The 14133-nt window shown below is 66.9% G+C and carries 15 protein-coding genes; 9 read left to right on the top strand and 6 right to left on the bottom strand.

Annotated elements, in window-relative coordinates:
* Window positions 1–49: 49 nt before the first annotated feature.
* Both NA5_RS09450 and NA5_RS09445 read right to left on the bottom strand, forming a co-directional pair.
* A complete protein-coding gene (locus NA5_RS09450; RefSeq protein WP_062984114.1) occupies window positions 50–1171 on the bottom strand; it encodes an acyl-CoA dehydrogenase family protein in 1122 nt (373 codons plus the stop codon).
* Between the two features lie 9 nt (window positions 1172–1180).
* Window positions 1181–2353: an acyl-CoA dehydrogenase family protein gene (locus NA5_RS09445; protein ID WP_062984112.1), complete on the bottom strand. Its 1173-nt coding sequence runs from the start codon at window positions 2351–2353 to the stop codon at window positions 1181–1183.
* A gap of 198 nt (window positions 2354–2551) precedes the next feature.
* On the opposite strand from NA5_RS09445, the gene NA5_RS09440 reads away from it, so the two are divergent.
* Window positions 2552–3310, top strand: coding sequence for a hypothetical protein (locus tag NA5_RS09440; protein ID WP_062984110.1), 759 nt, complete (start codon window positions 2552–2554; stop codon window positions 3308–3310).
* On the opposite strand, the gene NA5_RS09435 is transcribed toward NA5_RS09440, so the two are convergent.
* On the bottom strand, window positions 3278–4450 hold the full coding sequence (locus tag NA5_RS09435) for an epoxide hydrolase family protein (RefSeq protein ID WP_062984107.1): 1173 nt from the start codon (window positions 4448–4450) through the stop codon (window positions 3278–3280). The genes NA5_RS09440 and NA5_RS09435 overlap by 33 nt on opposite strands.
* Before the next feature lie 89 nt (window positions 4451–4539).
* Here NA5_RS09435 and NA5_RS09430 point away from each other — a divergent pair, with 89 nt between their 5' ends.
* Together NA5_RS09430 and NA5_RS09425 are read left to right on the top strand one after the other, a co-directional pair.
* Window positions 4540–5499 (top strand): helix-turn-helix transcriptional regulator, encoded by a 960-nt coding sequence (locus NA5_RS09430; RefSeq protein WP_062984105.1) that lies wholly within the window; start codon window positions 4540–4542, stop codon window positions 5497–5499.
* A gap of 58 nt (window positions 5500–5557) precedes the next feature.
* On the top strand, window positions 5558–5887 hold the full coding sequence (locus NA5_RS09425; RefSeq protein ID WP_062984103.1) for an MmcQ/YjbR family DNA-binding protein: 330 nt from the start codon (window positions 5558–5560) through the stop codon (window positions 5885–5887).
* Between the two features lie 9 nt (window positions 5888–5896).
* On the opposite strand, the gene NA5_RS09420 is transcribed toward NA5_RS09425, so the two are convergent.
* Window positions 5897–6745: an SMP-30/gluconolactonase/LRE family protein gene (locus NA5_RS09420; protein WP_245672168.1), complete on the bottom strand. Its 849-nt coding sequence runs from the start codon at window positions 6743–6745 to the stop codon at window positions 5897–5899.
* A 189-nt stretch (window positions 6746–6934) separates the two neighbouring features.
* Between NA5_RS09420 and NA5_RS09415 the strand changes: the two genes are divergently transcribed.
* Genes NA5_RS09415 through NA5_RS09395 form a run of 5 tightly spaced genes read left to right on the top strand, consistent with a single transcriptional unit; the run spans window position 6935 to window position 10777 of the window.
* Window positions 6935–7657 carry an alpha/beta hydrolase gene (locus NA5_RS09415; protein WP_062984099.1) on the top strand — a complete coding sequence of 241 codons (723 nt, stop codon included), beginning with the start codon at window positions 6935–6937 and terminating at the stop codon, window positions 7655–7657.
* Between the two features lie 47 nt (window positions 7658–7704).
* On the top strand, window positions 7705–8082 hold the full coding sequence (locus tag NA5_RS09410) for a hypothetical protein (RefSeq protein WP_062984097.1): 378 nt from the start codon (window positions 7705–7707) through the stop codon (window positions 8080–8082).
* The gene (locus NA5_RS09405; RefSeq protein WP_157110304.1) at window positions 8075–9367 is read left to right on the top strand and encodes a PPE domain-containing protein; all 1293 of its coding nucleotides are present in this window, start codon (window positions 8075–8077) and stop codon (window positions 9365–9367) included. Before NA5_RS09410 ends, NA5_RS09405 begins: the two co-directional genes overlap by 8 nt.
* The gene (locus tag NA5_RS09400; RefSeq protein ID WP_245672167.1) at window positions 9349–10221 is read left to right on the top strand and encodes an ESX secretion-associated protein EspG; all 873 of its coding nucleotides are present in this window, start codon (window positions 9349–9351) and stop codon (window positions 10219–10221) included. Before NA5_RS09405 ends, NA5_RS09400 begins: the two co-directional genes overlap by 19 nt.
* A gap of 25 nt (window positions 10222–10246) precedes the next feature.
* Window positions 10247–10777, top strand: coding sequence for a gamma carbonic anhydrase family protein (locus tag NA5_RS09395; RefSeq protein WP_062984091.1), 531 nt, complete (start codon window positions 10247–10249; stop codon window positions 10775–10777).
* A gap of 6 nt (window positions 10778–10783) precedes the next feature.
* Here the strand turns inward: NA5_RS09395 and NA5_RS09390 are convergent, their stop codons facing one another.
* On the bottom strand, window positions 10784–11407 hold the full coding sequence (locus NA5_RS09390; RefSeq protein WP_062984089.1) for a phosphoribosyltransferase: 624 nt from the start codon (window positions 11405–11407) through the stop codon (window positions 10784–10786).
* A gap of 11 nt (window positions 11408–11418) precedes the next feature.
* Window positions 11419–12273: a carbon-nitrogen hydrolase family protein gene (locus NA5_RS09385; protein WP_062984087.1), complete on the bottom strand. Its 855-nt coding sequence runs from the start codon at window positions 12271–12273 to the stop codon at window positions 11419–11421.
* Window positions 12274–12335: 62 nt separating this feature from the next.
* On the opposite strand from NA5_RS09385, the gene NA5_RS09380 reads away from it, so the two are divergent.
* Window positions 12336–14129 (top strand): DEAD/DEAH box helicase, encoded by a 1794-nt coding sequence (locus tag NA5_RS09380; RefSeq protein WP_062984085.1) that lies wholly within the window; start codon window positions 12336–12338, stop codon window positions 14127–14129.
* Window positions 14130–14133: the final 4 nt, after the last annotated feature.

Genomic DNA, 14133 nt, shown 5'->3' with positions numbered 1-14133 from the left:
AAACGGCGGCGCGTAACTCGAACGCGCCGCCGTTTCGAACTTCCGGGCCCTACAGCTCCGGCAGGTCGTAATCACCGACCTGTGCACTGAGCACTCGCAGATGCTCCAGCCCACCACCGAGCGTGCGCTCGATCGCGGTGAGCCGCGCGACATAATGGCTCACCGGGTACTCCGCGGTGACGCCGATCCCGCCGTGCATCTGGATCGCCTCCTGGCCGATATGCCGAGCCGAACGGCCGACCTGCAGCCGCGCCCGCGATGCGACCACCGGATCGTCGGCACCGTCGGCGAGCGATGCATTCGCGTACAGGCTCATGCTGCGCGCCAGTTCCAGCGAGACGTACATATTCGCCGCCCGCTGGGTCAGCGTCTGGAACTTCGACAGCGTGACGCCGAACTGCTTGCGCGTCTTCAGATAATCCGTGGTCAGGCGCAGCGCCTCTTCCATCGCACCGATGGACTCGGCGCACAGCGCGGCTTGGGCGTGCCCGATCGTGACCTGCACCGCCTCGGCGGCATCGACATTGTCACCGAGCAACTCGCCGGGGACATTGTCGAATTCGATCTGCGCGCCACGCTGGCCATCCAGCGTCCGGTACGACTTGCGCTGCACCCCTGCGGCATCCACCAGGAACAGTCCGATACCACCGCTCGGCAGCACCGCGCTGACCACCAGCTCATCGGCGCTGTCACCGTGCGGAACCGGATTCTTCAGACCCGTCAGCACCCACGAATCCCCCTGCTGCACAGCGGTGGTCGTGAGTTCGGTGGACGGCCAGCGCACACCGGGCTCGGCATGGGCGAACGCGAGCAGCCTGGTGCCACCGGCCACCTCGGGCAGAATCCGCTGGCGCTGTTCGGCACTGCCGACCCGGGCGACCAGACCGCCCGGCACCAGCACCGCGTCCAGCAGCGGTTCGGGCGCGAGCCGACGCCCGATCTCCTCGAGTACGACCATCGTTTCGACGGGACCGGCGCCGACGCCGCCGTCCTCCTCGGTGAAGCTCAGGCCGAGCACGCCGAGTTCGGCCAGCTGGCTCCAGACATCGCGGCTCCAGCCGAGCTCGGTGTCGGTGATCTTCAGCCGGGTCTCGGGATCGTAGTTACGGGCAAGCAGCTCGCGAACCGTGTCGCGCAGCATGACCTGTTCATCGGTGAGTTCGAAATCCATGGCGGCGCCTCACAATCCGAGGATCGTGGAGGCGATGATGGTGCGCTGCACCTCGCTGGAGCCTCCGTAGATGGTGGTCTTGCGGTAGTTCAGATAGCTCGGACCGCTGCGCTGCGCCCAACCGGGCGAGGCGATATCGGCGGCATCGACCGGGAGTGCGTCCTGTCCCGCGATATCGAGCAGCAGCTCGGTCGCGGCCTGCTGCAGTTCGGAACCGCGCAGCTTGAGCACCGACGAGGCCGGATTCGGCTTACCGTCCGAGGAGTTGGAGACCACACGCAGCTGGGTCAGTTCCAGTGCGAGCAGTTCGTTCTCCAGTTCGGCGATGCGCGCGGCGAAGATCGGATCCTCGAGCAGGGTGCCCGAACCCGACTTGGTCTGGCGCGCGTAATCCTTGGCGACACCGAGCTTGACCTTGGTGCGCCCGACACCGGTGATGCCGGTGCGCTCGTTGCCGAGCAGGAATTTGGCGTAGGTCCAGCCCTGGTTCTCCTCGCCGACCAGCTGATCGGCGGGCACCCGCACATTCTCGAAGAAGACCTCGTTGACCTCGTAGCCGCCGTCGATGAGCTTGATCGGGCGGATGGTGACGCCGGGAGACTTCACATCGAACAGCAGGAAGGAGATGCCCGCCTGCTTCTTCGGTGCGCTCGGATCGGTGCGGACCAGGCAGAAGATCCAGTCCGCGTACTGGCCGAGGGTGGTCCAGATCTTCTGGCCGTTGACGATGTAGGAGTCACCGTCGCGCACCGCGGTAGTGCGCAGCGAGGCCAGATCGGATCCGGCGTCGGGCTCGGAAAAGCCTTGACACCACCAGATATCCAGCGCGGCAGTCGGCGGCAGGAAGCGCTCCTTGATCTCCTGCGAGCCGAACTGCGCGATCACCGGACCGACCATCTGGGCATTGAAGGTCAGCGGCTCGGGCACCGAGGCCAGCTGCATTTCGTCCTGCCAGATATGACGCTGAATCGGCGTCCAGTCCTTGCCGCCCCACTCGACCGGCCAGTTCGGCACGGCCAGACCGTGGTCGTTGAGGATCTTGTGCGAAGTGACGATGTCCTCGCGGGACAGTTCGTGCCCGTATTTGACGCGGTCACGGATGTCGGCGGGGATCTCGGTCCGGTAGAAGTTCCGCAGCTCGTCGCGGAAGCTCACCTCGTCGGGCGTCAGACTTAGTTTCATACACATCTCCCGGTGTGTCTCGTACGTCCGAGTAGAACCTACCCCCCGGTAATTTCGCACTGTCGAGTGGGTCACAGGGACAGGTCGGCTGCGTGTCGCGCGCCGGGCCGCGGCGGTCGGTCGGGAGTCCCTGGGCGGCGTGGGCGGCGAGCTGGTACGTTGCTGCACTATCCCGGTGTTCGGTATCGAGGAGAACGAGTGAACGGCAGATCCATCACACGCGCCGCCGCGGCAGTGACATCTCTGGGCATCGGCGCGGTCCTCGCCCTCACCGGCACGGCGGTCGCCGAGCCGTCCCCGGTCGACACCGGACTAGAGCAGCTCACCACCGATGCGGGAGCCGATCCGACCGCGCAGGCGGGCGTCGGCGCGCTAAGCCAGTTCACCAAGATGGTGGATATCGCCGAACTTCGCAATGTCTCGGCTGCCTTCACACCGTTCGCCTATGCCGCGCCGACCTTCGGCTGCGGCAGCGTCGGCCCGGTCACCACGATCATCGCGGCGGCCTCCACCGACGGTTCCAATCCCTATGGCGCCGCGGATCCGCTGCCCGGCACCCTGCGGTTCAGCGCGACGCCCGCGCATTCGGGCGCGCCGCTGTCCTCCGGTCTCGTCGTGGCCTGGCTGAATGTCAATACCGGCGCGAGCGGCCTGACCACCCTCGACGACCGCACCGAATACAACATGCCGACGCTGTCGAAGACCGTGACCAGCGGTGCCGGCACGGTCATCGCCTCGATGTGGGGCATGATCGACTACCCGTTCGCGCACTGCGTGATGACGCCGACAGTCGGGATGTTCTACGTCCCGGATCGGCCGGTGCTGCCAGCTCCGGCACCGGCCCCCGAGAACCCGGCACCGGCACAGCCAGCCTCGACGCAGGCCCCGGTGGCACCGGCCGACCCGAACCACGCGGGCTCGGTATCACAGGACGAGATCGCGCATCAGAACAACTGAGTCTCGAGCCACCTTGCCGAAGAACGCTCGGATATCGGCGACGTGCATATCCGGCAGTTCCATCGGCACGAAATGGTTTCCGGTATTGCCCTCGGGCCAGTGCGCAATGGTGTTGTCGCGCTCGGCGAGTCGCAGCATGAGTGCGGAGCCGCCCGCGTAGACGCCCGTCGGCACCGCCTTTTGTCCGGTAGGCCAGACGAATCCGCCATCGCCGAGGCCGTCGTACATCGGCCAGGATGAGGTGCCCGCCGTATTGGTGAACCAGTACAGGCTGATATTGGTCAGCAGATGATCACGGTCCATGACATCCTCGGCCAGGTCCGCCAGCGGGGTGAACTCGTTGAATTTCTGCATCAGCCAGGCGAGCAGGCCCACCGGCGAATCGGTCCAGGCGTGCGCGAAAGTCTGTGGCGCGGCACGCAATAGCACGTGGTGGTTCACGCCGCCGGACATCCAGCCCTGCATCTGATCCCATTCCGCGCGTTCCTCCGGCGTCATGGTCGGCACATCGGCCTCGGTCGGCATGCCGATACCGCCATCGATATGCACGCCGACCACTCGATCCGGTGCGATACGGGCGATTTCGGGTGCGACATAGGCTCCGAGATCGCCGCCCTGGGCCCCGTAGCGCCGATAGCCGAGCCGGTCCATCAGCTCCACCCACATCGCGGCGACCCGACGCACCGTCATCCCGGTCTCCTTCGGCCCCTCGGAGAATGCGAAACCGGGGACCGAGGGGACCACGACATGGAAGGCCTGCGCCGGATCGAGCCCGTTGGCACGCGGATCGGCCAGCAGGCCGATGGTCTTGCTGAATTCGACGAATGAATTGGGCCAGCCGTGGGTCAGGATCAGCGGCAGCGCATCCGGCTCGGGCGAACGCACATGAAGGAAATGCACGTCGAGATCGTCGATTTCGGTGATGAACTGCGGGAATTCGTTCAATGCCGCTTCCTGGGCCCGCCAGTCGAATCCAGTGCGCCAGTACTCGGCCAGCTCCCGCAGATAGTCGACCGGAACACCGCGCTCCCAGCCCTTGCCCGGCAGCTGCGCCGACCAGCGGGTGCGGGCCAGCCGGTCGATCAGATCGTCGATATCGGACTGCGGAATATCGATGCGGAAGGGGCGAATCTGGTTCATCGGGATGGCTCCTAGCTCTCGGGGACAGCAGCCACGTTAGAAGGCAAGTAGGACCATTCGTGTCCTAGTTATCTGGAATCCTGAAAATCATGAACGACACCCCCGCTCGCCTGCTGCGCCTGCTCTCCCTGTTGCAGACACCACGGGAATGGCCGGGCAGCGAACTCGCCGACCGCCTCGGCGTCACCGACCGCACCGTGCGCCGCGATATCGATCGGCTGCGCGAACTCGGCTATCCGGTGGAGGCGACGATGGGTGCGGCGGGTGGCTACCGACTGGTGGCCGGTGCCGCGATGCCGCCGCTGCTGGTCGATGACGAGGAGGCGGTCGCCATCGCGGTCGGGCTGCGTGCCGCCGCCGGATCGGCCATCGTCGGCATCGAGGAGGCCTCGGTTCGCGCGCTCGCCAAGCTGGAGCAGGTGCTGCCCGCGAAATTGCGTCGCCGGGTGCGGGTGCTCGGTACCGCCCTGGTGCCGCACACCGACGACGCTCCGGCCGTCGATCCCGAGGTACTGACCGCACTCGCCGCGGCCGTAACCAACAGGGAGCGGGTACGTTTCGCGTATCGCAGCGAATCCGGCGCCGAAACCCGTCGGCATATCGAACCGGTCGGGCTGGTGCCGTCGCGGCGTCGCTGGTACCTGGTCGGCCACGATGTGGACCGCGATGACTGGCGGATCTTCCGCGTCGATCGCATCGACCGACCGCAGCCGACCGGCGCTCGGTACCGCCCGCGAGGCCTGCCCGCCGCGGATCCGGCCGCCTATGTGGCGGGTCGCCGAACGGATTGGGGCACACCGTCCTTCCGTGTCCGTGTCACGATCCACGCCCCGATCGGCCGGGTCGTCGGCCGTCTCGGCGACTCCCCCGGCGATATCGCCCGCATCGACGACCACTCCTGCCGCCTGGACGCCACCCGCGACGACGACCCTACCTGGTTGGCGTACCGCCTGATCGACCTGGGCGCGGACTTCCGAGTCCACGAGCCGCCGGTCCTGGTGGACCGGTTGCGTACGATCGCGGCGCGCGTAACCGAGGCCGTCACTTGATGGCCGAGGTAGCAATGTGCACGATAGGAGTCCGATTTCCGAACCGGAGGCCTGAACCGTGCTCGACGCCGACGATGTGCGCCGCATCGCGCTGTCCCTTCCCAAGACCGTGGAGAAGGAACGCTGGAACCATCCCACCTTCGATGTGGCGGGCAAGATGTTCGTCACCATCCCCGACGATCAGACCTCGTTCGCCATCCGCTGCCCGAAACACGATCGCGAAGAACTCATCGCCGCCGAACCGGACAAGTTCTGGGTCCCGCCGCACGAGGCATCCTCGTCCTGGGTCCGGGCCCGGCTTTCCGCCGTGGAAGATATCGACGAGTTGTACGACATGCTGCTGGATTCCTGGCGTCAGGCAGCACCACCCGACCTCATCGAGGACTGACCGATCGGCTCAGTGCGGCAAGCGAATCCGCAGGATAGTGCCGCTCTCGGTGCCAGCGAGGAGTTCGTCGGAACGGCCGGGAACGGCGACCACAGATGTCATCGGTTCGCCGGTGAGTACGGCGCATGCGGTATTCGCGGCCGGGTCGACCCGGACCAGCTGGCCGGTCAAGGTAGTCGCGTAGAGCACGCCCGCGTCATCGATGACGAAATCGTCTACGAAGTCCGGTATTCCGGGTGCCAGCGTCAAGTCGGCGATCACTACGACGCGGGCCGGATCGTCGATCGGGAAACGCACGATCCGACCGAGTGGATTGCCGTTCATGCTGACGTAGATCGAATTATCCCGCACCACAATGCCATTGGCGCCGGTGTAGTTCGCCCGCGCCGTCCAGTCCGCATCGACGCCGCCGTCCGGACGGATCCGGACCACGCCGACGCTGGATGCGACGTACAGATTGCCCCGCGCATCGAAGGCGGCACCGTTGGGCATGGTGAATCCGGAGGCGAATACCGCTGGCCGAGGATCGTCGGGGTCGAAGCGCATCACCCCACCTGGGCGCACCACACTCGTCGGTGAATCGCCGAAGACGACGTAGAGCAGGCCATCCGGGCCGAGCCGGATCGCGCCCGGGAATTCGATCGGCACCCTCGCGGTCAACCGGCCCGCGCTGTCGTAGCGCTGCACCTCGTTGCGGTACAGCCGCGATACCCACAGATTGCCCTGCGCGTCGTAGCCGATGTTCTCCGACCAGTCGAGCACCGGCAGGCCGGCGGGCACAGCCGCCGTCGCCTTGGCCGACGCGCATGCGGCGACCGTACCCGGCTCGGGCTCGGCCATGGCTGCCGATGCGTCCACACCCGCACAACTCAGTGCAAAAGCGACCGCCCACACCCGTACATTCGGACGATAGAGCTTTCTCAAAGCGAACCTCGACTCCTCCGGGCCGACCCTCGCCCGGAAGTCTAGCCACGTTGTCAGTTATGAACTGACAAGTAGTTATGTCAGGAACTCGACTACACCTCAGCGACTTGCCAGTATTTACGGATGCCCTTCTTCGACGGCGTACGCGGACGGATGCATTATCGGCGGTGGCCGGTCGGCAAGCCGATGGCAGTTGCGATGCTCTTGCCCGGAATGGGCCAGCACAGCGGCCACTACCACCGGTTCGCCCGCACCGCGACATCCGCGAGAATCGAAGTGTGGGCGCTGGACACCTCGGGGCACGGGTTGAGCGAGGGCGATCCGAATAATCCCGGCACGCTGGTCGAACTGGTGGCCGATGCGATGCGGCTGATCGAGTTGGTCCGCGCGGAATTACCCGGTACGCCGCTGATCCTGATGGGCCATTCACTCGGGGCGGTCACCGCCTTGGGCATTCTGGGCGCGGCGGTGCCGGATCAAACCAGTGCGACCGATGACTTGCACGGCCTGGAGGCCAACTACCCGCTGCGGCCCAGTCTTGCGCCGAGCGAGTTGGTCGGGTTGGTGCTGTCCGGAGTACCGAAGCGCGCGCTCGGCGGCGGCGCGCCCGGTGCACCCGGCACGCCGTTGCCGAGCACACTGCCCATCCTCGCGGTGCACGGTATCGAGGACCGACGGGCGCCGATCGATGCGATGAGGGGCTGGACTCGCCGCCACTATTGGGTAAGTTTGCGTGAGTACGCCGACGCCGGGCACGACCTGTTGCACGAGCCGGTGCACGCGCGGGTCGCCGCCGACATCGCGGACTGGATGCAGGGTGTCGTCGTGGGGTTGGCGCACCGGTGAGTTGATCACGGCTGCGCGGGCAGCACGACGAGGAAGGGGGCGGCGAGATGTCGGACGTGACAGCGCTGAATCAAGCGATCGACGATGGCCAGCTCTGGATCGATGGGGTACTGGTCGCCGAGGGTGCGCACGAACAGTGCGCCAAGCGCTATGAACAACTCGCCGATGAGGTCGAGGCCCAGATCGCCGTATTGAGCGGTGCCACATCGCTTCCCGGCTTCGGCGGCTTCGATTCCGGCGCTGCGCTGCGGCGTGGTTTCGAGGACAAGGCCGACGGGGCGATCACCCGTTTGCGCGCGTATGCCGATGCCGCACGTGGTCTCGCGCAGACCTTCCGCGCTGCCGGAGCGGCATACACCCGGGCCGATACGGATCTGGCTGCCGCGGTCGGTCAGGTCGAGGTGGCGGGAGCCGCGCATGCGTAAGATGCCGCACTCCGGTGAGAAGACGCCCATTCGGTACGCCGACCCCAGCTACACCGACCCCAATTACGCGCAGACCGTCGAGATCTTCGACAACCTGTCGCATCGGGAAATCCACGACGGTGTGCGACTGATGAATCCGGTTGTCCTGTCAGCCGGACAGCAGGCGTGGCAAGGCAGTTCCACCGGACTGGCCGCCGCGGTCGAGCAGGCGCACAGCGAGATTCGGGCCGCGATGGCCGACGGTTGGCGCGGTGCCGCGGCGGATTCCGCCGCCGCCGCGGTGCGCGAATTCGAAAGGCACGGACAGCAACTCGCGGATGTCATGGCCGCGGTCGGTCAACGGCTCGGCCAGGCGGGCGATGCCGCCGAGGCACTGCGCGCGGCCGTGGTCGAACCATCCAGTCGGACAACGGATCTGGCTGGCGCACTGCTGGATCCGGCCAAGGCGACCGAGAACACCACCACGCAGAAATCCGCCGATGGCACCCGCCAGGACGTCGTGCAGGCGATGGACAGCATCTACACGAATGTGTTCATCTCGACCGGAGCCGGTGTGCCCGCCTTCCCGGATACGGTGACCGCCGACGTGCCGCAGTCGTCCGACACCACACCGGCCGCGCAAATGTCCACTGCGCCCGTCATCGATCCTGATGCGCAAACCCTCACCACCCCAACGGTTTCGACGACCGCGCCGGTGCCGACCGCACCGCAGACGACCGTCGAGCCAGCCGCGACGACTCAACCGGCGAGTGCGCCGACCACCGTCACTCCGGTGAGCAGCGCCACCGACATCGCACCTGCTGCCGCCAAATCCGTTGCGACAATGGCTGATTCGCCCGCTGCGACTACCCCGGCCGCAACCACCGCATCGACGACGACACCGGATCGCTCGGTGCGACCAGGTACCGCCGCACCGGTGACCACCGCCGCATCCACCTCGGTGGTCGCCCCGACGGTTCCCGGCACCTCCAATACCGACGACGAACGCAAACGCGATGAGCGCAAGCGCGATGCCAGTGGCGATGCGATCAATGGTGTCGGCGCGGGCGCGGTCGGCGGGCTCATGGGCGGTGCGATGGTCGCGGGTGACAGCCCGCGCTCCGGCATGAGCACCGGTGCGGCCGCCGCCCGCGCGGCCCGCGAAGAGGACGAGTACGACGACGATTACCACTTCTTCGACGACGATCTGACCTTCCTGGAACCGGCCGATGACGGCGGTGAGCTGATCGGCGATATGGATCCGACAACACCTCCGGTCGTCGGCGAATGGACCGAACTGGAGTGAACTGGACGCTGACCCCGGACCAGTTCGCCATGGCCTGGGCCCGCACCGATGGCGACCGCATCCCCTATCCACTCGCCGTCCGCCTCTCGGCCCGCGATACCGCCGAGCGCACCGCACAACTCCCCGCGCTGAACCGTTGGTGCGACGAGTCTCTCGACGCCGACCTCGAAGGTGCACTGCGGGTGCTTGCCCGCCCCACCGTGCGCATCGAGGTCTTCGGCGAGCGCGGTACCGCCGAGCCGTCGGCGGTGGTCGATAGTCGGGCGGACGGCGCGGTCGAGGCGACGGGTCTGGTCGAACAGACCGGTCCCGTAGCCGCCCAGCCGGGCATCGCGACGCAATCACGTCCGGTGCGTGTGCTCGGTGCGATCGCCGGGGATATCGCGGTGGTCGCGGCGCAACGCGCGGGCGCGACCGCGGATCGCGGCGGCGATATCCGACTGTTCGTCGATCGCGCGAAAAACCTTTCCGCACGGGTCATTTCGGTGCTGCCGGAGAACACGCCCGGCACCACACCGCAACTGACCGCACCGCTGGCCCGGGTCAACGAGGACAGCCGGGATCTGGTGACCGTGCCGGTGGCCGGACCTACCACGCCGACCCGAATCCGCAAGCTGCTCAGACAATTCCGCGACGGCATCGGCCAGATCGTGGTCTCGGTGCGACGAGCCGACGGCGACCTGCACCCGTTCGGAGTGCTGTGCTGGATCGACGTGATCGGCGACGGCCGATACTCGGTGCGCACCGGGGTCGATGTCGATATCGTGCCGGTCACCGCGCAGCGGTTCACCGCACAGCTGCGGCCGATGGTCACCGCGGCCGAACGCACCCTCACCTTGGCCGAGCGCTGGTGACCTACCGCTGGGATACCGTGAGTCCGTGCCACTCTACGAATTCGAAGGCAAACGGCCCACCGTCGATCCGACGGCGTTCGTCGCGCCGACCGCGACACTGATCGGAGATGTGCGGGTCGAGGCGGGCGCGTCCATCTGGTACGGCGCGGTGCTGCGCGCGGACCTCGCGCCGATCATCATTCGGGAACGCGCCAATGTCCAGGACAATGCGGTCCTGCACGTGCCGCCGGACGTGCCGATGGAAATCGGGCCCGGTGCGACCATCGCGCACAGCGTGGTCTTCCACGGTGCGTCGGTCGGCGCGCAGGCCATTGTCGGCAATGGCAGCACGGTGCTCGATCTGGCCGAAATAGGCGCGGGCACAATGATCGCCGCGCACTCGCTGGTCCCGCCGCACGCCAAGATCCCCGCTGGCGTCCTCGCCGCGGGTGCCCCCGCCGAGGTGAAGAAGTCCATCGAAGGCACCCAGGCCGAGGGCTGGGTCAAACTCAACCCGGGCTTCTACACCGAACTCGGCCAGCGCCACCGCAAGGGCATCACCGAAGTCCAGGCCTGATCTCGCTCACGCAAGGAGCGCGGTGACCTCGTCGTCCTCCAGCTGATGGAAGTCGCGGTACGCCATCCCGACACCGCCGAGCGAGCGCGGCACCCATGGGCAGACCACCTCGTCCGCCTCGGCGGCCACCCGGCGCAGCGCCTCGGAGGACGACACCGGAACCGCGACCACGATCCGCGTCGGTTGGTGCAGCTGGGCGACCCGGCAGGCGGCGGCCACCGTCGCCCCGGTCGCCATGCCGTCGTCCACGATCACCGTCGTGCGGCCGGAAATCGGGATCGGCTTGGCATCGCCGCGCCACACCTCGCGTCGGCGCTCGAGTTCGGCCCGTTCCAAATCCTCGATCTCGGCGATCTGCCCCGTCGTTATCCCGGTGTGCGACAACACATCCTGATTGAGGACCCGGATACCTTCCTCACCGATGGCGCCCATCGCCAACTCCGGCTGCCACGGCACACCGAGCTTGCGGACCAGCATGATGTCGAGATCGCCCCCGATGACCTCGCGCACCGCGGCCGCCACCGGAACCCCGCCGCGGGGCAGTCCGAGCACCAGCGGTTGCATCGCACGCAGGTGGCCGAGTTCCAAACCCAGCGCGCGACCGGCCGCTGCCCGATCGGAGTAGGTCATCCTAATTAACGCTACTCCGGTGCGCGCGCGGTGATCGCGAATCGCCGCAATGCCAGGCTGGGATTGGTGCGGCGGACCGCGGCCAGCTGTTCGAGGTCGATATCCGCGGTGAGTACACCGGGTTCGTCGCCGAGTTCGGTGAGGACGGCACCGGTCGGGTCGATGATCATCGACGCACCCGCACCGCGCGGGGCGCATTGATCGGCGGCGGCCACGTAGACGGTGTTCTCGATGGCACGCGCGCGCAGCAGCGTCGTCCACTGATCGACCTTCGCCGGACCGGGAATCCACTGCGCGGGCAGCACCAGCACCTGCGCTCCGGCAGCCGCGACGCGACGGCACCCTTCCGGGAACCGAAGATCGAAACAGGTCTGCATGCCGAATGTCACATCGCCGACCGTGAAGGTGGCCGGAGCCTCGATCGCACCCGGCTCGACGACATCGGATTCGAGATGTCCGAACGCGTCGTAGAGGTGCACCTTGCGGTACTTGGTCACCAGGTTCCCATCGGGTCCGAGCACGACGAGGGTATTGCGGATCCGACCCGCCTCCGGTGCCACCCGCTCGACCATTCCGGCCACCAGATACACCCCGAATTCGCCCGCGATATCGCCGAGGCCGGTGACGAACGGCCCGGTCAGCGGTTCGGCGACGGCCATGACCCGCTCGTCGAGCCGGGTCACGGCAAACATCGAGTATTCGGGCGCGACCACCACCTTCGCACCCCGTTCGGATGCCGCGCGAACATGCTCGCGCAAGGTTCGCAGATTGGCGGACGGATCGGTTCCCGGTGCGAATTGGACCACCGCCACAGCCACCGCCAACACCTTCGGATCGTGATGCGCGGACACGCTTTCGGGTTGCATACGTCTCACCGTATTGGCCCGGTGGCCGGGACGACCACCGCGAGGCAGTAAACTGCTGGTCAATGAGTACCAATCAGGTCGACAGCGTTCCTGGCGACAACGACAGGGACAACGACGGCCCGACCTTCGCCGATCTCGGCATCGATGAGCGCGTTCTCGCGGCCATCGCCGATGTGGGCTATGAGTCGCCGTCTCCCATCCAGGCGGCGACCATTCCACCGCTGCTCCAAGGCGCCGATGTGGTCGGGCTGGCCCAGACCGGCACCGGCAAAACGGCGGCATTCGCCATTCCGATCCTCATGGGTATCGAGGCGACCGGCAAACTTCCGCGCGCCCTCGTGCTGGCCCCGACGCGTGAACTCGCGATCCAGGTCGCCGAGGCATTCGGCCGCTACGCCACCCACATTCCCGGACTGCATGTGCTGCCTATCTACGGCGGCCAGGCCTATGGCGTCCAGCTCTCCGGACTGCGCCGCGGTGCGCATGTCGTGGTCGGCACGCCGGGCCGGGTGATCGACCATCTGGAGAAGGGCACGCTCGACCTGTCGCAGCTGCAGTATCTGGTGCTCGACGAGGCCGACGAGATGCTGAAGATGGGGTTCCAGGAGGATGTCGAGCGCATCCTCGCCGACACCCCGCGCGAGAAGCAGGTCGCGCTGTTCTCCGCGACCATGCCCGCGGCGATCCGCAGCATCTCCAAGAAGTATCTGCGCGAACCGGTCGAGATCACCGTCAAGTCGAAGACCTCGACCGCCACCAACATCACCCAGCGCTGGGTGCAAGTTTCCCATCAGCGCAAGCTCGACGCACTCACCCGGATCCTCGAGGTCGAGTCGTTCGAGGCGATGATCCTGTTCGTACGCACCAAGCAGGCCACCGAGGAGTTGGCCGAAAAGCTGCGCTCGCGTGGTTTCTCGGCCGCGGCGATCAATGGCGATATCGCGCAGAACCAGCGTGAGCGCACCATCGGGCAGCTGAAGTCCGGTGCGCTGGACATCCTGGTCGCCACCGATGTCGCCGCCCGCGGACTCGATGTCGATCGCATCTCGCATGTGGTCAACTACGACATTCCGCACGACACCGAGTCCTATGTGCACCGCATCGGCCGTACCGGCCGGGCCGGGCGCAGCGGTGAGGCACTGCTTTTCGTCGCGCCGCGGGAACGTCATCTGCTCAAGGCGATCGAGCGCGCCACCCGGCATCCGCTGACCGAAATGCAGCTGCCGAGCGTCGATGATGTGAACACCCAGCGCGTCGCCAAATTCGGCGATTCGATCACCGAGAATCTCAGCTCGACGAATCTGGCGCTGTTCCGCAAGCTCATCGAGGATTACGAACGCGAGCACAACATTCCGCTGGTGGACATCGCGGCGGCGCTGGCGGTCAGCGGCTACGACGGCGACAACTTCTTCATGGAGCCCGAGCCGGAGCCGGTCGAACGCCCGCAGCGCGAACGCATGCCGCGCGGGGATCGGCCCGCCCGCCGGTTCGAGGGCGAGGATCGTGGTCCGTCGCATCACCGCGGGACGGGAGCCGAATTGGCGACCTACCGGATCAGCGTCGGCAAGCGGCACCGGGTGGTGCCCGGCGCGATCGTCGGCGCCATCGCCAACGAGGGTGGATTGCGCCGCAGCGATTTCGGCCATATCAGCATCCGGCCGGACCACAGCCTGGTCGAACTGCCCGCCGACCTATCCTCGGAGACGCTGGAAGCGTTGCGGCGGACCAGGATCAGCGGCCAGCTCATTCAGCTGCAACTCGATTCCGGCCCGCCGAGCGGACGCCCGTTCCGTGCCGGACCGCGTCGCGATCGCGACGGCGGCAAGCGACCCGAACGGCGTAAGCCGCGCTCCTGAACCG

Origin of the sequence: Nocardia anaemiae NBRC 100462, assembly GCF_001612725.1 — a bacterium.
In the GTDB taxonomy this organism is placed as follows: domain Bacteria; phylum Actinomycetota; class Actinomycetes; order Mycobacteriales; family Mycobacteriaceae; genus Nocardia; species Nocardia anaemiae.
Note: the sequence above shows the minus strand (reverse complement) of the source record. Positions and strands in the feature narration are given on the sequence as shown.